The organism is Halomonas sp. YLB-10, from assembly GCF_003856855.1.
Classification (GTDB): domain Bacteria; phylum Pseudomonadota; class Gammaproteobacteria; order Pseudomonadales; family Halomonadaceae; genus Halomonas; species Halomonas litopenaei.
Map to the genome: position 1 here is coordinate 17,269 of NZ_RRCU01000005.1, position 17,166 is coordinate 34,434.

The 17,166-nt window shown below is 66.8% G+C and carries 16 protein-coding genes; 9 read left to right on the plus strand and 7 right to left on the minus strand.

All coding sequences use genetic code 11. From position 1 onward, the window contains the following. Positions 1–42: 42 nt before the first annotated feature. Positions 43–996, plus strand: a complete 954-nt coding sequence (locus EBB56_RS12135) for a LysR family transcriptional regulator (protein ID WP_185696432.1) — start codon at positions 43–45, stop codon at positions 994–996. Between the two features lie 40 nt (positions 997–1,036). On the opposite strand, the gene djlA is transcribed toward EBB56_RS12135, so the two are convergent. Continuing rightward, positions 1,037–1,816, minus strand: coding sequence for a co-chaperone DjlA (gene djlA / locus EBB56_RS12140; protein ID WP_045993894.1), 780 nt, complete (start codon positions 1,814–1,816; stop codon positions 1,037–1,039). Positions 1,817–2,044: 228 nt separating this feature from the next. On the opposite strand from djlA, the gene EBB56_RS12145 reads away from it, so the two are divergent. Next, positions 2,045–2,227, plus strand: a complete 183-nt coding sequence (locus EBB56_RS12145) for a hypothetical protein (protein WP_108131886.1) — start codon at positions 2,045–2,047, stop codon at positions 2,225–2,227. Positions 2,228–2,316: 89 nt separating this feature from the next. On the opposite strand, the gene dxs is transcribed toward EBB56_RS12145, so the two are convergent. From dxs to EBB56_RS12160, 3 genes are read right to left on the minus strand one after another with little or no spacing between them, the layout of a single operon-like run. Next, positions 2,317–4,230 (minus strand): 1-deoxy-D-xylulose-5-phosphate synthase, encoded by a 1,914-nt coding sequence (dxs, locus tag EBB56_RS12150; RefSeq protein ID WP_124804505.1) that lies wholly within the window; start codon positions 4,228–4,230, stop codon positions 2,317–2,319. A gap of 16 nt (positions 4,231–4,246) precedes the next feature. Then, positions 4,247–5,116: a (2E,6E)-farnesyl diphosphate synthase gene (ispA, locus tag EBB56_RS12155; RefSeq protein ID WP_045993952.1), complete on the minus strand. Its 870-nt coding sequence runs from the start codon at positions 5,114–5,116 to the stop codon at positions 4,247–4,249. A 4-nt stretch (positions 5,117–5,120) separates the two neighbouring features. Beyond that, positions 5,121–5,399: an exodeoxyribonuclease VII small subunit gene (locus EBB56_RS12160; RefSeq protein WP_045993891.1), complete on the minus strand. Its 279-nt coding sequence runs from the start codon at positions 5,397–5,399 to the stop codon at positions 5,121–5,123. 338 nt (positions 5,400–5,737) lie between these two features. Between EBB56_RS12160 and serA the strand changes: the two genes are divergently transcribed. The 4 genes from serA (at position 5,738) to EBB56_RS12180 (ending at position 11,379) form a co-directional block, all read left to right on the plus strand. After that, positions 5,738–6,988, plus strand: coding sequence for a phosphoglycerate dehydrogenase (gene serA, locus EBB56_RS12165; RefSeq protein ID WP_045993890.1), 1,251 nt, complete (start codon positions 5,738–5,740; stop codon positions 6,986–6,988). 241 nt (positions 6,989–7,229) lie between these two features. Next, positions 7,230–8,132, plus strand: coding sequence for a DMT family transporter (locus EBB56_RS12170; protein ID WP_108131888.1), 903 nt, complete (start codon positions 7,230–7,232; stop codon positions 8,130–8,132). A 282-nt stretch (positions 8,133–8,414) separates the two neighbouring features. Next, a complete protein-coding gene (locus tag EBB56_RS12175; RefSeq protein WP_124804506.1) occupies positions 8,415–9,770 on the plus strand; it encodes an 8-oxoguanine deaminase in 1,356 nt (451 codons plus the stop codon). Between the two features lie 259 nt (positions 9,771–10,029). Beyond that, a complete protein-coding gene (locus EBB56_RS12180; RefSeq protein ID WP_052704445.1) occupies positions 10,030–11,379 on the plus strand; it encodes a uracil-xanthine permease family protein in 1,350 nt (449 codons plus the stop codon). A gap of 96 nt (positions 11,380–11,475) precedes the next feature. Here the strand turns inward: EBB56_RS12180 and EBB56_RS12185 are convergent, their stop codons facing one another. After that, positions 11,476–12,039 (minus strand): GNAT family N-acetyltransferase, encoded by a 564-nt coding sequence (locus EBB56_RS12185; protein ID WP_162816504.1) that lies wholly within the window; start codon positions 12,037–12,039, stop codon positions 11,476–11,478. A 243-nt stretch (positions 12,040–12,282) separates the two neighbouring features. Between EBB56_RS12185 and EBB56_RS12190 the strand changes: the two genes are divergently transcribed. From EBB56_RS12190 to EBB56_RS12200, 3 genes are all read left to right on the plus strand, one after another. Beyond that, positions 12,283–13,092 (plus strand): enoyl-CoA hydratase, encoded by an 810-nt coding sequence (locus EBB56_RS12190; protein WP_045993886.1) that lies wholly within the window; start codon positions 12,283–12,285, stop codon positions 13,090–13,092. A gap of 123 nt (positions 13,093–13,215) precedes the next feature. After that, complete coding sequence (locus tag EBB56_RS12195; protein WP_045993885.1) at positions 13,216–14,052, plus strand: IclR family transcriptional regulator; 837 nt, start codon at positions 13,216–13,218, stop codon at positions 14,050–14,052. A 36-nt stretch (positions 14,053–14,088) separates the two neighbouring features. Next, on the plus strand, positions 14,089–14,463 hold the full coding sequence (locus EBB56_RS12200) for a Rieske 2Fe-2S domain-containing protein (protein WP_124804507.1): 375 nt from the start codon (positions 14,089–14,091) through the stop codon (positions 14,461–14,463). Between the two features lie 114 nt (positions 14,464–14,577). Here EBB56_RS12200 and EBB56_RS12205 read toward each other — a convergent pair whose 3' ends face one another. Beyond that, complete coding sequence (locus EBB56_RS12205) at positions 14,578–16,008, minus strand: MmgE/PrpD family protein (RefSeq protein WP_124804508.1); 1,431 nt, start codon at positions 16,006–16,008, stop codon at positions 14,578–14,580. A 15-nt stretch (positions 16,009–16,023) separates the two neighbouring features. Then, positions 16,024–17,163 carry an AbrB family transcriptional regulator gene (locus tag EBB56_RS12210; protein ID WP_124804509.1) on the minus strand — a complete coding sequence of 380 codons (1,140 nt, stop codon included), beginning with the start codon at positions 17,161–17,163 and terminating at the stop codon, positions 16,024–16,026. Positions 17,164–17,166 lie beyond the last annotated feature (3 nt).

Here is a 17,166-nt window from a genome sequence, read left to right on the forward strand (position 1 = left end):
GATACTCTGAAAGTATCAATCTTGTCCGCCAGGAGCGCCGCCGTGACCCCTGAATTCAGGAACCACCATCTTCTAGTGAGCTTTCTGGCCGTCGCCGATACCGGGCACTTTCGCGAGGCGGCGGCGAGGCTGCACATCTCACAGCCACCGCTGACCCGCCGCATCCAGGCGCTGGAGCAGGAACTGGGTGTCTCGCTGTTTACCCGTACCACTCGCCGCGTGGCCCTGACGCCGGCAGGCGAACAACTGGCCCGACGCCTGCGGCCCTGCTTCGACGAAATTGAGGCCGCCTGCCAGGAAGCCCGGATGAGTCGGCAGACCACGGCTCCCATGGTCATCGGCATGACCCCGGCACTGGATGATAGTGTGCTTCCCTCGCGCAGCTGGCTGGAGGCACAGCTGGGACGCAGCGTCGAGATCGAACGACGCTCTTCGCGGGAACTGCTGACAAGACTGGCCAAACAGGACTACGACGCTGCAATCACCTTGCAACTGGCCCTGATCGGCCTGCCGAGCCAGCTGCCGGCGCAGGTGGAAAGTGTGGAGGTGGGACGTGACCCGCTGTGGGTAATCCTGCCCGAGGCAGGGCTGGACGGTAAGGGCAGCTACCAGGCCAGTGCCCAGGCGTCGCCAGTCGAGCTATGCGAGTTGGGCGACACTCCGCTGTTCTGGTTTCCCCGGCGCGAAAACCCCGAGTACTTCGATCACTGCGAACGTCTGTTTCAACGCGCTGGCTATCGACCGCCACGACGGGAAGAGCCACAGGACCACCACCGGCTACTGGCCCGTGTGGCCACCGGCGAAGGCATTGCGCTGGTGCCACAGAGTTTTCTGGCCACGCGCCGAGACGGCGTCATCGCCCGGCCCCTGTCGGCCCGCTGGGCGGAACTGACCACCCGCATCGCCATCGCCTGGCGGCGTGACAATGACGATGCCCGGAACATCGCGCTGCGACTGGCCGAGGCTCTGCAAGAGCATACCCCCGTACAGCAATAGCCCCCGCGAGCCAGGCCAGTGCCACTTGGCCCTGGGGCCGTCAGGCCTGACCGCGGGCCTGGCGAATACGCTGGTAGGCGTTGCCGATCTCGACGGTGCGGGCCTCGGCAACCTCGCGCATGCTGTCGGGCAGGCCACGACTGGCCAGCTTGTCCGGGTGGTTCTCGCTCATCAGCTTGCGGTAGGCGCGCTTGACCTCGGCGTCACTGGCCTCGTCGCTGACACCGAGCACCTTGTAGGCATCTTCCAGCGGGCTCTGGCTCTCCTGGGTCGCGCCGGCACCGTGTGAGGCGCCGCCCCGCAGCATGGCCTCGATCTGGGCGATCTCGGCCTCGCTGCAGCCAAGTCCGCGAGCCACCCGCATCAGCATGCTGTGCTCGGCCGGGTGCAGCACCCCATCGGCGGCGATGGCGGAAAGCTGCACCTGCAGGAAGATCTGGCGCAGCGCGCTGCGCCCGCGCGTCAGCCGGGCCACCCGTGCGATCTCGCCGTCGAGATCGAAGTCACTGGCACGCCCGCGCTCGAAGGCGGCGCGGGCGCTGGCACGGGTGCTTTCCGGCAGACGCAGGCGCACCAGCAATTGCTCCAGCACCTGGCGCTCCTCGCCGCTGACCTGACCATCGGCCTGGCACACCGCCCCCATCACTGCAAAGGTGGAGTCCATGAACTGACGCTGCATCTCTGCCAGGCCCTTGCTGAGCATCAGACCGCCGCGCAGGCGCCCGCCCAGCCACCAGCCGATACCGCCGCCGATCAGCATGCCCAGCGGCCCACCGGCCAGGAAGCCCACTACCGCGCCAATCACGATGATGGTCAGCATAAAATCCTCTCTTGTGCGCTACGTCGCCAAGCGGCGGCGCCACGTCTTTTTCTGTTTCGGCCCTGGCCAACCGTTGCGGCTATGCCAGGTCCCGCCAAAGGGGTATGAGCAGGCAGCATACCATCGCCGTCGAGCCGGCGGCGAAGGTCCAGCCTTCGCTGTTTCATCGAATGGTCATCTGCAAGCGCGACACTGCACGCCATTTCAAGCCGCTCGGTTCACACTCCCATGCGACTATCGATCACGCGCCTTGCCATCGTCGGCGCCATCGCTTCCGCCAGCATCAGCGTCAGTCTGGCTTCCAATGCTTCGGTATTCCCCTGGCAGGGCTTGCTGGGAGTGGACACGCCGCCATCTGACACTGCCAGGTCCGTCATCGAACGCCTGGTCGAAAGCGCCAGCCATCGCTGAGCCTGCTCCCATACGCCATCGGCCCCCTGGAGCGGGGGCCGATGGCATGACGGACATACTTGCGCCGTGCGCGACGCAGGCACCCTCGCTCAGCGCTTTCGGTGCTTGTCCAGACGGCGACGAATCGCCGCCTCGATACCCTCGGCATCGAGGCCACAGTCACGCAGCAGCTCCGCTGGCTTGCCGTGTTCGGCAAAGACATCGGGCAGGCCCAGGTTGAGCACCGGCACGGCGACACCCTCGGCCAGCAGCAGTTCGTTGACGCCACTGCCGGCGCCTCCGGCCACCACGTTTTCTTCCAGGGTGACCAGCAGGTCGTGGCCGCGGGCGGCCTCTAGCACGGCTTCACGATCCAGTGGTTTGACGCTGCGCATATTGATGTGGGTGGCGTCTAGCCGCTCGGCCACCACCCCGGCGGGGTCATTGAGGCTACCGAAGGCCAGCAGCGCCACGCCCTTGCCCTGGCGCCGCGGCTCGGCCACGCCGATGGGCAGCGGCTCGAGGTCGGCGGAAATGGGCACACCGGGACCGGTACCGCGGGGATAGCGTACCGCCGCTGGGCCCGGATGATGGTAGGCGGCGCTGAGCATGGCGCGACACTCGGCCTCGTCCGCCGGTGCCAGCACCACCATGCCCGGTACGCAGCGCAGGTAGGTCAAATCCAGGGCGCCGTGGTGGGTGGGCCCATCCTCACCGACCAGGCCGGCACGATCGATGGCAAAGGTCACGTCCAGCTCCTGCACCGCCACGTCGTGGATCAACTGGTCATAGCCACGCTGCAGGAAGGTCGAGTAGATCGCCACCACCGGCTTCATTGCCTCGCAGGCCATGCCGGCGGCCAGGGTCACCGAATGCTGCTCGGCGATGGCCACGTCGTAGTAGCGCTCGGGGTACTCCCTGGAGAAACGGATTAAATCCGACCCCTCGCGCATGGCCGGGGTGATACCGATCAGACGTTCGTCGGCGGCGGCCATGTCACAGATCCAGTCGCCGAACACGCTGCAGTACTTCTTCTTCGGCGGCGCATTCGACTCGGTCGCCGGGGGCTTGGCCTTGGCGGCCTCCGGCGTCTCCAGCTTGGTGATGGCGTGGTAGCCGATGGGATCGGACTCCGCCGGCAGGAAGCCCCGGCCCTTGCACGTCTTCACGTGCAGAAACTGAGGTCCGTCCAGCTCACGCATGCTGGTGAGGGCATCGGTCAGGGCGTCGATATCGTGGCCGTCGATGGGCCCGACATAATTGAAGCCCATCTCCTCGAACAGGGTGGCCGGACTGACCATGCCCTTGACGTGCTCCTCGGTGCGCCGCGCCAGCTCCAGCGCGCCCGGCAGATGGGACAGCACCCGCTTGCCGTTCTCACGCATGCTCAGATAGGGCTTGCTGACCAGAATCCGTGCCAGGTAGCTGGCCACGCCCCCGACGTTCTCGGAGATCGACATCTCGTTGTCATTGAGCACGACCAGCAGGTTGGCGTTGACGTGGCCGGCGTGGGCCAGGGCCTCGAAGGCCATGCCCGCAGTCAGGGCGCCGTCTCCGATGACGGCACAGACGCGCCGCTCCTGCTTCTGCGTGCGCGCCGCCAGGGCCATGCCGAGGGCCGCCGAGATGGAGGTGCTGGAATGGCCGACGCCAAAGGTGTCGTACTCCGACTCGGCACGCCGGGGAAAGGCGGCCAGACCACCGTAGCGACGAATGCTGGTCATGGCCTCGCGGCGGCCGGTCAGAATCTTGTGGGGATAGGCCTGGTGGCCCACGTCCCACACCAGGCGATCGTGGGGCGTGCGGAAGGCGTGGTGCAGCGCCACGGTCAGCTCGACCACACCAAGGCCGGCGCCGAAGTGGCCGCCGGAAACGCCGACGCTATACAGCAGGTAGGCGCGCAGCTCGTCGGCCACGCGCTTGAGCTGCTCTGCGCTCATGGCACGCAGCGCAGCCGGGGTATCCAGAGTATCGAGCAGCGGTGTCGCCGGCCGCTCGGTGGGAATCGTGTCGAACAGCTTCATGTTAGCCCTGTGGTCGTCAGTGATCGCGCTCGATCATGTAGCGGGCAAGCCCGGCCAGAGGCGCCGCCGCCTCGCCCAGCGGGGCGATGGCGTCGAGTGCCTCGTCGATCAGCGCACCGGCCTTGGCTCGGGCGCCGTCAAGCCCGAGCAGGGCGGGATAGGTCGGCTTGTCGCGGGCCGCGTCGGCCCCCGAGGTCTTGCCGAGGGTATCGGTGTCGCCGGTGACGTCCAGCACGTCGTCATGCACCTGAAACGCCAGGCCCATGGCCGCAGCATAGGTGTCCAACGCCCCCAGACGCGAATCGTCCTCGGCCACCGCCACCAGTCCACCGAGGCGAACCGCGGCGCGAATCAGCGCACCGGTCTTGTGGCGGTGCATGGTTTCCAGCATCGCCAGGTCGGGACGTTCGCCCACCACCGCCAGATCCAGCGCCTGGCCGGCGGCCATGCCGTCGCGACCAGACGCCTTGGCCAGGGTCGCCACCAGGGCACCCAGGCGGGGCGAGCGAGAGCTCGCCAGCAGCTCGAATGCCAGCGTCTGCAGGGCGTCACCGGCAAGAATCGCCGAGGCCTCATCGAAGGCCTTGTGCACCGTGGGCTGGCCACGTCGCAGGTCGTCGTCATCCATCGCCGGCAGATCATCGTGGACCAGCGAGTAGGCGTGGATCAGCTCGATCGCGGCGGCGGGGATATCCAGCTCGTCGTCGTCGGCCCCCAGCGCACGCCCTGCGGCGTAGACCAGGATGGGGCGCAGGCGCTTTCCTCCGACCAGCAGGCCGTGGCGCATCGCCGCCTCGAGCCGGGGTTCGACGACGTGGCGCTGTTCGAACAGTCCCTCGAGGCAGCGGTCTACCCGCGCCCGGTCTGCGGCCAAGCGGGCCAGCATGGTGTCAGCGTTCACCCGGTTCCTCCCCGATATCAAAAGGCGACAGCTGCATGCCACCGTCGGCGTTCTCCGTCAGGCTGCGCACCTTGAGTTCGGCCTCGTCGAGCCGCTTCTGGGCATCTCGCGTCAAGGCCACGCCCTGCTCGAAGGCCTTGAGCGACTCCTCCAGCGTCAGCTCGCCGGACTCCAGGCGCTCGACCAGTGTCTCCAGCTGGGTCATGGCCGAGGCGAAGTCGAGCGACTCGTCATCTTTCTGTGTTGGCTGGCGGTCCTGCGTTGCCATGCGCCCCTCCAGGCGGCGGGTCAAAGGCTGACCCGAGATTGCGAGTTCACGGCCGACGATGGGCCACCCGGGAAACGCAGGCTCGCTGACGACGTCCGGCCTTTCCCCAAAGGGCGACAGTATACACGCTCTCCCCCCGGGGTCGTCTGCCCTGGCCCTTATCCGCGGCCCACGAAGCGCCCCTCGAAAGGACGGCGGTACATGCAGATGGCTCATGCTGCGGTGCAAGGATTTTCAACGTGAAAATGCCGCCCTGTGGTACTCTATGGACCCTGATTTTTCGCCTGCCCCACCACACAGCCGCTGGCTGCCGCCAACTCCAAGAGGTTGATTCGACCATGGCCAAAACGTCCCTGGACAAGAGCAAGATCAAGATCCTGCTGCTCGAGGGCGTCCACCAGAGTGCAGTGGACAATTTTCTCAACGCCGGATACACCAATATCGAGCATATGCCGACCTCGCTCGACGAAGAGTCGCTGATCGAGAAGATCCGTGATGTTCACTTCATCGGCATTCGCTCCCGCACCCAGCTCACCGAGCGGGTGTTCGCGGCGGCCGAGAAGCTGGTGGCGGTCGGTTGCTTCTGCATCGGTACCAATCAGGTCGATCTCACGGCGGCGCTGGTGCGCGGCATTCCGGTGTTCAACGCCCCCTACTCCAACACCCGCTCGGTGGCGGAGCTGGTGCTGGCCGAGGCCATCATGCTGCTGCGCGGGATTCCCGAGAAGAACGCCCGTGCCCACCAGGGCGGCTGGCTGAAGAGCGCCAAGAACAGCCACGAGGCCCGCGGCAAGACCCTCGGCATCGTCGGCTACGGCAGCATCGGCTCGCAATTGTCGGTGCTGGCCGAGGCGCTTGGCTTCGACGTCATCTACTACGACGTCATCACCAAGCTGGCCATGGGCAACTCGCGCCAGGTCGCCAGCCTCGAGGAGCTGCTCGCCCGCTCCGACGTGGTCAGCCTGCACGTGCCCGACCTGCCGTCCACCCGCTGGATGATCGGCGAGGAGCAGATCAGCCTGATGAAGCCCGGCGCCATCCTGATCAACGCCGCCCGTGGCAGCGTGGTAGTCATCGAGGCCCTGGCCGAGGCGATCAAGGAAGGCCGACTCAACGGTGCCGCCATCGACGTCTTCCCGGTGGAGCCCAAGGGCAACGCCGACGAGTTCGAAAGCCCGCTGCGTGGCCTCGAGAATGTCATCCTCACCCCGCACATCGGCGGTTCCACCCTGGAAGCCCAGGAGAACATCGGCGTCGAGGTGTCCGAGAAGCTGGTGACCTTCTCCGACAACGGCACCAGCATCACCTCGGTCAACTTCCCCGAGGTGGCACTGCCGGCCCACCCGGACAAGCACCGCCTGCTGCACATCCACGAGAACGTGCCCGGCGTGATGTCCGAGATCAACCGGGTGCTGTCGGAAAACGACATCAACATCTCCGGCCAGTACCTGCAGACCAACGAAAAGGTCGGCTACGTGGTCATCGACGTCGACAAGGCCTACGGTCCCCAGGCGCTCGAAGCCCTGCGCGAGGTGAACCACACCCTGCGCACCCGGGTGCTGTACTCCGAGACCAACTACGCCGACTGAGCGGCGGACGTAGCGCCTGCTCGCGGCGAGCTATCCCGCGCGGCAGCTATCGCACTCGGGATGACGATGAGGCGCCGCTCTCCTTCGGGAGGGCGGCGCCTTTTTACTCGCAGGCCTTTTTACTCGCTTAACGGTCGCGCCCCGTTCGCGCCCCTCAAAAGCCGACACCCAAAAGCCTGTGGCTCAGCGAGAAAACGCCTATCCTGAGCGTCTTCCCGATGACCTCTTCAAAGGATGCACGATGCCAACCGGACTGGCCTATCTGATCGTGGTGCTGGTGTGGGCCTCCACCCCGCTGGCCATCAAGTGGAGCGCCGAGGCCGGCGCCCCCATCGGCAGCGTGATGCTGCGCATGGGCCTGGCGCTGGTCGCCGGCGCTCTGATCCTGCTGGTGCTGAGACGCGGCGTCCGCCTCGATCGCCGCGCCCTTGCCAGCTACGCCGCCGCGGTGCCGGGGGTGTTCGGCGCCATGGCGCTGAGCTACCACGCCTCCCAGTTTCTGCCCTCGGGCCTGCTGTCGGTGATGTTCGGCATGGCGCCGTTGATCTCCGGCTTCATCCTGCAGGCCCTGCCCGGCAGCACCCGGCTCAGGCGTTGGCACTGGATCGGCTGCGGTCTGGGGGTGGCGGGGCTGGCGGTGGTGTTCGCCGACAGCCTGACGCTCGGCGGCGGCGCCCAGGTGCTGGCACTGGCCATGATGCTGTCGGCGGTGACGCTGTTCAGCGCCAGCGGCATCGCCGTGCAGCGGGTGGCCGCCGGGCTCGACCCCTTGCAACAGACCGTGGGGGCGCTGGCCGGCTCCATGCCCTGCTTTCTGGTGTTATGGCTCGCCAGCGGTGAACCGCTGATGATTCCCCTCAGCCCCCGTGGGCTGTGGGCGGTGCTTTACCTTGCGCTGTTCGGCTCGCTGATCGGCTTCCTCTGCTACTACCTGATCCTGTCTCGGCTGCACGCCGCCAGCGTCGCCCTGGTGACCCTGATCACCCCGGTGCTGGCGCTGACCCTCGGCATGCTGCTCAATCAGGAAACCCCTTCGCCTTCGATGCTGCTGGGCGCACTACTGATTCTGGTGGCGCTGGGTGCCTACCTGTTCGGGGACCGACTGAGCCGGCGCCGAGCCGCCCGCGAGGCCGCCAGGCCGTGAAGCAGAGGGGCACTTGACAAGCCCTGACGTCATGGCCATTTTGTACACAATAACGGTCATATATTGCGCACCACAATGGTACACAGGCCGCTCGATATCGGTGCAGCGTGAACCGTGAAATTGATGACGCTCACCGCCCTCGGCGGCTGTTTCTGAAGGCACCTGAACCAGGTATCCGCTACGCGACGAGCCCTCGCCCTCCTTGACCAAGGGACGGCGTCGGGAGCAGGGCACGATGCTTGGGTAACCCTTCGCTCGGCGAAGCCAACCCAGGAGAACTGCATGAGCTCACATCCCCCCGTCACTTGGATCAAGCATCCACTGGCCGCCAGCGACGCTGACGCGGCCGGTGGTGTCGTCGTTCAGGACGGCCGAATCATCGAAGCCGTGGCCGCCGGCCAGACGCCCCGAACCTGCGTCGAGCAGACCTTCGATGCCTCCCGACACGTGCTGCTGCCGGGCCTGGTCAACACCCACCACCACTTCTACCAGACCCTGACCCGGGCCTACTCGCCGGCGCTCAACAAGGAGCTGTTTCCCTGGCTCACCACCCTTTACGACGTCTGGGCCAACCTCGACGAGGCCCAGCTGGCGCTGGCCAGTGAGCTGGCCATGGTGGAGCTGCTGATGAGCGGCTGCACCACCGTCGCCGACCATCACTACGTGTTCTCCGGCGCGCTCGAGCACGCCATCGACGTCCAGGTGGAGACCGCGCGTCGGCTCGGTGTGCGCGCCGCCCTGACCCGCGGCTCGATGAGCGTGGGGCGCGAGCAGGGCGGGCTGCCGCCCCAGTCGGTGGTGCAGGACGAGGCGACCATCCTCGACGAGAGCACCCGTCTGATCGACGCCTACCATCAGCGCGGCGAGGGCGCCATGGTGACCCTGGCGCTGGCGCCCTGCTCGCCCTTCTCGGTCAGCCGTGAGCTGATGGTCGACAGCGCTCGCCTGGCCGAGCAGAAGGACGTGCGCCTGCACACCCACCTGGCAGAAACCGAGGACGAGACGCAGTACTGTCAGAAGCTGTTCGGGATGCGACCGCTGGACTACCTCGAGGCCACCGGTTGGCTCAGCGATCGCACCTGGCTGGCCCACGGCATCCACTTCAACGACGACGAGGTCGCGCGCCTCGGCCAAGCCGGCACCGGCATCGCCCACTGCCCCTCATCCAACATGGTGCTGGGCTCTGGCATGTGCCGCACCCTAGAACTCGAGGCCGCTGGTTGCCCGGTAGGCCTGGCGGTGGACGGCTCGGCCTCGGCGGATCACTCCAACCTGGCCGAGGAGATGCGCCAGGCGATGCTGATCGGCCGCCTGCGCTACTCGCCCAGCCAGGTACGTCACCAGGACGTCATCCGCTGGGCCACCGAAGGCTCCGCGCGTTGTCTGGGGCGCAGCGACATCGGCGGACTGAAGGTTGGCCAACAGGCCGATCTGGCGCTGTTCCGGCTGGACGAGCCGCGCTTCTCGGGCGCCGAGAACCCGCTGGCCGCGCTGCTGCTGTGCGGTGCCCACCGTGCCGACCGAGTGATGGTGGCCGGCCAGTGGCGGGTGGCCGACGGCCAGCCGCTCGACGTCGATCTGGGCGAGCTGATGGCCCGCCACAACGCGGCGGCGGTGCGGCTAAGGCGTGCGGTCTAGGAGGCTCGGGGCGCGCCTGGACGCACACCTTCGAACAGGACGACGGGAAGACAAGAGGCAACAACAGCGAACGACGAACGGATCTCGAGCGCAGCGCGGCACCACGGGCCAGGGCCGACGCTGCCGCCCCCTGACAACGGTCGCCGTGCCACGGCAGTCAGCACAGACGGTCTGACACCTGTCACGGTCTCCGGGGTTTCGCCGCCGACGCTCCGACAAGGACGCCGGTGCTACAACGACAACAGGAGAAAACCCTGCCATGCCCACCCACGACTCCTCCGGGGACACCCTGGAAAGCGCATCTGTGCGCTCGACCCATGACGTCAACGCCATGCCGCCCCTGGGGCGCGCCATTCCGCTGGGCCTGCAGCACGTGCTGGCGATGTTCGTCGGCAACGTCACGGTGCCGATCATCATCGCCGGCGCCGCCGACCTGCCGGCGGACCAGACCGCCTTCATGATCCAGGCGGCGATGTTCGTGGCCGGTGTCGCCACCCTGGTGCAGTCGCTGGGGATAGGCCCCATCGGCGCCCGCCTGCCCATCGTCATGGGCACCAGCTTCGGCTTCGTCCCGGTGCTGATTCCCATTGCCGTGGGCATGGGGCTTCCGGCGGCCCTTGGCGCAGCCCTGTGTGGCGGGGTCGCCATGGCCCTGGTGGGCATGTTTCTGCCGGTGTTCCGGTTTCTGTTCCCGCCGGTGGTCACCGGCACCTTCGTGGTCATGCTCGGCACCCTGCTGATGCCGGTAGGCTTCGCCTACTGGGGCGGAGGCTTCGGCGCCGCCGACTTCGGCGCCACCCACCACCTGCTGCTAGGGGCGCTGGTACTGGTGGTGACCCTGGGCCTGCACCAGTACGGCCGCGGTATCTGGTCCGAAGCGGCGCCGCTGATCGGCCTGATCACCGGTTACGTAGTGGCCACCATGTTCGGCTATATCGACTTCTCCACCATCGGTGACGCCGACTGGCTGTCACTGCCGGTGCCGCTGACCATCGGGCTTGAATTCCATCTGGCGGCGATCCTGCCGGTGGTGCTGCTGGCCGTGGTCACCTGCGCCGAGTCCATCGGCGACATCGTCGGCACCACCGCCGGCGGCATGGACCGCGAGCCGACCCACAAGGAGCTCTCCGGTGGGGTCATGGCCGACGGCCTGTCCAGCGTGTTCGCCGCGATCTTCAACGCCTTCCCCCAGATCAGCTTCAGCCAGAACGTGGGCATGGTGGCGCTGACCGGTGTGGTCAGCCGCTATGTGGTGGCCATCGGCGGCGCCTTCCTGCTGCTGGCGGGCCTGATCCCCAAGCTGGGTGCCATCGTTTCCAGCATCCCCAATTCGGTGCTGGGCGGGGCGGTACTGATCATGTTCGGCATGATCGCCAGCGCCGGCATCAAGATGCTTTCCCATATCGACTTCAACAAGCGCAACATGGTGATCATCGGGGTCTCGCTGTCCGCCGCGGTGGGCCTGCCGGCCCAGGAAGGGCTCTACGCCAATCTGAGCGACAACCTCCAGGCCATCATCGAGTCAGGGCTGATCCCCGGCGCGCTGTTTGCCATCGTGCTCAATCTGGTACTGCCCAAGGCCGATCGGGTCTTCCGCGACAGCGTCTGACACGCCACACCGTCCCCTCGAGGACACCATGACGCCACTTTCGGGCCCGCCACGCGGGCCCGCTTCGTGTCCCCAGGACAGGGACGCAGCCCAGGCTCAGCAGCTTCTGACTTCACGGTAGCGGTGACGCCTGTAGACCTTCACTCGCTGGCCCTCGAGCGTCGTCATCCCTTCCCACACGAAGCCCGCGTTCTGTGCCACTCGGCTCGACGGCACATTGGTGGGATCGACCACCGCCACCAGCGACTCGCAGTCGGTGATGGCAAAGGCGTGGGCCACCACCGCCAGCGCCACCTCGGTGGCAAGCCCTCTACCCCAATGATGCACGGCGTAACGATAGCCGATGGCCAACTCCCGCTCGCCGTCGAGGATTTCGTGATCGAAGCCGCAGAAGCCCATCAACGCTCGCGATACCGGGTGCACCACCGCCCAGTAGCCAAAGCCCTTGTCGGCGTAGCTCGCGCGACAGGCATCGAGAAAGCGACGGCTCCCCGCCATGTCCTGCACACCGTGGAGCGAGTGACGCATCACCCGGGGATCGGCCAGCAGTCGGCTCAAGCCAGGCAGATCATAGCGCTCTAGCGGGCGCAGCCGGCTACGCGGCGTGGCCAGCACGTCGCCCTGCATCGGCCTGGGCCTCAGCCTGTCGTCCTGCATCATGCGCCTCTCGCGTCGTGGATCGCTTGTGCGAATGTACGCCATCCTCCACGGCCATGACCACGGACGCTGGCCGCCAGCAAGCCGCCCCTGTCGTCGTCCTGGCGCTACTCTGACGCCGCTCTGGCGCCGCCCTGGCGTCAACCAGGGAGGCCAGGCCACTCTTCCCCTTTGGTCGAAGCAGGCCCCGAAAAGGCGTCATCACGCGCTAGGCTTGCGAAGTTTTCCCTCGTTGGAGCCATGACGATGCCCGCCTCACCTTCCGCCCAGCCTGACACCGGTGACCTCGCCGTGGTGCGTCACGATGATCGTGGGGTCGTCCATCTGACCCTCAACCGCCCGGCAAGCTTCAACGCCCTGTCCCGGGACATGCTCACCGCACTGGATGATGCCTTTGCCGCAATCGACCCCGATCCTTCGTTGCGGGCGGTGGTGATCGCTGCCGAGGGCCGCGCTTTCTGCGCCGGCCATGACCTCAAGGAGATGCGCGAGCTCGGCGACGAGGACGCCTATCGACAGCTCTTCGCCCAGTGCTCCCGGGTCATGCAGCGCCTGCAGGACTGTCCAGTGCCGGTGATCGCTCGAATTCAGGGGCTTGCCACCGCCGCCGGCTGCCAGCTGGCGGCCAGCTGTGACATGGCGGTGGCCGCTCGCTCGGCGCGCTTCGCCGTCTCCGGCATCAAGGTCGGGCTTTTCTGTTCCACCCCGGCGGTGGCGCTGACCCGCAATATCGGCCCCAAGCAGGCCGCCGAGATGCTGTTTACCGGCGAGTTCATCGACGCCGACCAGGCGCTGGAGTGGGGCCTGGTCAACCGGGTCGCCGAGGACGACGCCCTCGACGACAGTCTCGAGGTGCTGCTCGACAGCCTGCGCGCCAAGAGCCAGGTGGCGCTGTTCACCGGCAAGGCCATGCTGGCCCGCCAGCGTGCCCTGCCGCTGGGCCAGGCCTACGCCTACGCAGGCGAGGTGATGGCCGCCAACATGATGGCCGAAGACGTGGCCGAAGGCATCGACGCCTTCGTCGCCAAGCGCGCCCCCCACTGGCGCCATCGCTGAGCGCCGGACCAGGCTCAGCCAAGGCAGAGCCGCCTGTGGAAGCCTTTTCCGCAAACGCGACAAGCGGCCGCGCCAACAGGTATGCTAAGGACTGTGCCAAACGGTTGACCCAGGAGATGCAAGGTGACGGAAAGCAAGCGCAGAACGGCCGGCCGACCGGCCAGCGGCAAGGCCAGCGGAGGCCACAGCCAGTCGCTGGTGCGGGGACTCAACCTGCTGGAATTGCTGGCGATGCACCCGGGCGGCCTGGCGCTGTCCGACATCGCCGAGCAGGCCGATCTGGCACCGTCCACGACCCATCGCCTGCTGCAGGCCCTGCTGAGCCAGGGCTTTATCACCCAGGACGAGGAACTCGGCGTCTGGCGCATCGACGTCAAGACCTTTCGCATCGGCAACAGCTTTCTCGAGGCACGCGACTTCGTTGCCACCAGCCGTCCTTACCTGCGCCGACTGACCCGTGAGACCGGCGAGACCGCCAATCTGGGCGTGCGTGAAGGCACCACGGCGGTGTTCCTGGCGCAGAGCGAATCGCCCCAGATGATGCGCATGATCACCCGCCTGGGCTCACGTGCCCCGCTGCACGCCTCGGGCGTGGGCAAGGCGCTGATGGCCTGGCTGCCCGACGACGACCTGGAGCGGGTGCTGGCCGAACGCGGCCTGGACCGTGTCACCGTCAACACCCTGTCGAGTCCATCCGAGCTGCGTCGCGCCATGGCCGAGATCCGTGAACGCGGCTACGCCTGCGACCGCGAAGAGCATGCCATCGGCCTGCACTGCGTCGCCGCCTGCATCCATGATGAACTGGGCACGCCGCTGGCGGCCATCTCGGTCTCCGGGCCGGTGGCGCGTATCCCCGACGAACGCCTGTCCCAGCTCGGTGAGCTGGTGCGCGACACCGCCGCCGAGATCACCGCCCAGCTGGGCGGACGCATTCCCGCCGCCGAGGACTTCAAGCCCTGACACCCGGGTTCACCGGCTCCCCCAAGAGATCCCCCGATGACCGACGCCTGGCGCAAGTACAAGAGCGCACCGCCGCCCGGGACCGCCGTGCTGGAATCGACCAACCTGGCCCCGGGCGAGAGCCGCTGCCTCAATCTCGAAAGCGACAACGGCCGCTTCCCGCTGATCCTCGCCCGCCACGCCGATGGCCGGGTGCACGCCTACGTCAACGCCTGCCCCCATCAATACCTGCCGCTGGACGGCCGCGGCAGCAACATCCTCAGCCGCGACGGCGAGCTGTTGATCTGTACCCACCACCAGGCCTGCTTCCGTCTCGACAGCGGCGAAGGCATCTCCGGCCCCGCCCAGGGCGAAGCGCTGGACCCGGTGCCGGTCGAGGAAGTCGATGGCTGGTGGGTGATCGGGGAGTGAGGAGGGCGTCTCAATTTAAACAACTAGTGCAACACCTGACAGGCGATAGACAGAAGGGGGAACCAGCCCCCCTTCTGTCTTTTGCTACCACGACAAAGGGTCCAAACCGGACGTTCAGCCATTCAAGCGCTGCGCCAGCACGCTGACATCGTCTAGTTCCAGCACCTTCCACACGTCGGCGATCAGGTCGCTCTGAGCCTGCTCATCGAGAACGCCGTCACAACAGGAACGCACCTTCTGTTCGACTTCTTCATCGCTCAGCGGGTTTTCCGGGCCGCCACGATAACGCTCGTCAGCCCAGCCGCTGACGTCTTCGCGCCCCTTCAGGCGCAGGGTGATGCGCGAGCGCATCTTGTCGAAGCCCTGGGCTTCGATCTGTTCATCGAACTCGGTGCGGATGCGCCGCTGCATGTCCTGCATGGCACTGGAAGCCACGAACTCGTCCGAGAACTCGACCTTGCCCGCCTGACGGTTGAGCGCAATCATCGCCAGTGCGGCGGGCAACGAGAACTTGGCCTGGAGGTGATTGGCGGCGATCGGGTAGCGGATAGGATTGAGAATGTTGGAGCCGGCGTGGACGATCACCTCCTCGATATCGTCAGCACTGGCGTCGGCCTCGAGCACCAGGCGTAGCATCAAGTCGATGGTCGGGTGGGTCAGCACGCCGCAGGGGTAAGGCTTGATCGACACCCCAGGCTCGACGATGGACCAGGTCTTGCCGAAGCCCTGGGTCAGCTTGTCCTCGCTGGCGCCGCCGCCCTGCACCGCCATGAAGCCCCAGGGGCCGTCCAGCGCCTCGGGGTCGGCGGTAAAGCCACGACTTGCCAGCAGTGCCGCAGTCACGCCATTTTCCGCCGCGCGGCCTACGTGCAGCGGCTTGGTCATGGTGCCGAAGTTACAGCGGATACCAGCGGCCAGGCTCGCCGCGATACCCAGGCCATGGCGCAAGGTTTCGCCACGAAGCCCCATCAGCTTGGCCGCACTGGCGAAGGCGCCAAAGGTGCCCACGGTGCCACTTGAGTGCATGCCCTGCATGTAGTGCTGGGGCAACATCCACTCGGATATTTTGCTTTCCACCTCGAAGCCGGTGAGGAAGGCTTCCATGAAGCGCTTGCCATCGACCCCGCCGAGCCGCTGGCTGACCACCAAGCTGGCGCTCAGCGGCGGAATGGTAGGGTGGGTCAACAGTCCATAGATGTGGGCCGGGTCCTTGCTGACCTGGCTATCGTCCCAGTCATGGGCGTGACCGGCGGTGCCAAGGACGCGGGCGGCCTGGGCGACCGGCGCTCGGGCATCGCCTTGTCCCAGAACCAGGGCATCCGCGCGACCGCCGGACTCCACAGCCTCCTCGGCCAGGATCTTGACCGAATGCTCCTCTGAGCCGGCGACAAACAGGCCCACTCCATCCAGTACGCAGCGGGTCCCGATGCGCAGCGCTTCCTCGGGAATCTCCTCGAAGCGGACCGATTCGATGAATTCGGCAGCCTCGGCGGTAATGCGGGTGTTGGTGGGCATCTTGGCAAAGACGTTGGTTGCGACAGACATGACGCAGTCTCCTTATCAGGATCGTCGTGAGCATGAGCTCGAGGATTCGTGAAACAAAGGCAGGCGTGACAAGCGAGCCCACAAGGGCCCTGCGAAAAGGTTTACCGACAGGGCGCGGATGGCATGAAAGCCCGCCACCAGGGCGGCGTTCTGGCCCAGGGCCTGGGCGGTCAGGGTCATCTCGGCCATACCCCCCACGGAAAAGCCGAGCACCAGGGTCTGCCGACTCTCCTCCGAGCCCGACATCCCGGCCACCAGCAGCGCCGCCACCGCCGCCATCAGACCGATCAGCAGGAGGATCGGAATGCCGCTGGCGATAGCCCTCGGCAGGGCCTGCAAGCTGGCCCGCTGGAACTTGGCTCCCAGGCCAAATCCCACCACTACCTGGGCGGCGATCAGCACCCCTTGGGGCAGATGCAGCACCTGCGGCGGAGACACAGGCAGCAGCTCGGCGCCAGACAACACGCCGGCGACCACCAGCGGCGTCAGGAACCAGGCCGAGGGCATCCCCAGGCGCGCGGTCCCCCAACTGGCCAAGGCACACAGCGCCAACAGTCCGATCAGCCACCACGGGCCAAGCTGGACGCCCGAGCCGAACACCTGTGCCACCGGCTGACCGTTGCCGCTTGTCAGCAGCAGTACCGCCGGCAGCAGGGTGACGATCAGCCCGACGCGAATGGCGTGCAAGGCGGCGATCGCCGCCCGGTTGGCGCGGTAGCCCTCACCGATCTCGGCCATCTCGATCACCCCGCCGGGCAGCAGACAAAAATAGGCGGTGGCCTTGTCGAGCCCTGCAAGGCGTGCGAAAAGCGGTGTGGACAGGATCGCCAGGATCACCCCCAAGGCCGCGGAGGCCAGCATCATTGGCAACCAGCCAACCAACTGACGGGCCACCTCCGGTGTCACCCACAAGCCGACGCTTGCCCCCACCACCATTAGGCCGGCGCGCTGGATCGGTCTGGGAGCCCGGGCCGGCAGGCCCAGCCCCGCCCAGATGCCGATGGCGATGGCCGCCCCCAGCAACCAGCCCAGCGGCAGACCGAGAGCGCTCCAGCTACCGCCACCGATGACGGCAACCATCGCCGGCAGCAGGAAACTGCGCCACCAGTGGGCCATTCGGCCCTGGTCGGGTTCGGGTTTCAGGTAGATGGTCATGGC

Excerpts from the sequence above, each read along its gene's own strand:
- EBB56_RS12190 (WP_045993886.1), top strand. The coding sequence starts at position 12,283 with ATGCCCGCCTCACCTTCCGCCCAGCCTGACACCGGTGACCTCGCCGTG.
- EBB56_RS12180 (WP_052704445.1), top strand. The coding sequence starts at position 10,030 with ATGCCCACCCACGACTCCTCCGGGGACACCCTGGAAAGCGCATCTGTG.
- EBB56_RS12175 (WP_124804506.1), top strand. The coding sequence starts at position 8,415 with ATGAGCTCACATCCCCCCGTCACTTGGATCAAGCATCCACTGGCCGCC.
- EBB56_RS12185 (WP_162816504.1), bottom strand. The coding sequence starts at position 12,039 with ATGATGCAGGACGACAGGCTGAGGCCCAGGCCGATGCAGGGCGACGTG.
- EBB56_RS12210 (WP_124804509.1), bottom strand. The coding sequence starts at position 17,163 with ATGACCATCTACCTGAAACCCGAACCCGACCAGGGCCGAATGGCCCAC.
- EBB56_RS12200 (WP_124804507.1), top strand. The coding sequence starts at position 14,089 with ATGACCGACGCCTGGCGCAAGTACAAGAGCGCACCGCCGCCCGGGACC.
- ispA (WP_045993952.1), bottom strand. The coding sequence starts at position 5,116 with ATGCTGGCCCGCTTGGCCGCAGACCGGGCGCGGGTAGACCGCTGCCTC.
- EBB56_RS12170 (WP_108131888.1), top strand. The coding sequence starts at position 7,230 with ATGCCAACCGGACTGGCCTATCTGATCGTGGTGCTGGTGTGGGCCTCC.
- EBB56_RS12205 (WP_124804508.1), bottom strand. The coding sequence starts at position 16,008 with ATGTCTGTCGCAACCAACGTCTTTGCCAAGATGCCCACCAACACCCGC.
- dxs (WP_124804505.1), bottom strand. The coding sequence starts at position 4,230 with ATGAAGCTGTTCGACACGATTCCCACCGAGCGGCCGGCGACACCGCTG.
- serA (WP_045993890.1), top strand. The coding sequence starts at position 5,738 with ATGGCCAAAACGTCCCTGGACAAGAGCAAGATCAAGATCCTGCTGCTC.
- EBB56_RS12160 (WP_045993891.1), bottom strand. The coding sequence starts at position 5,399 with ATGGCAACGCAGGACCGCCAGCCAACACAGAAAGATGACGAGTCGCTC.
- djlA (WP_045993894.1), bottom strand. The coding sequence starts at position 1,816 with ATGCTGACCATCATCGTGATTGGCGCGGTAGTGGGCTTCCTGGCCGGT.
- EBB56_RS12145 (WP_108131886.1), top strand. The coding sequence starts at position 2,045 with ATGCGACTATCGATCACGCGCCTTGCCATCGTCGGCGCCATCGCTTCC.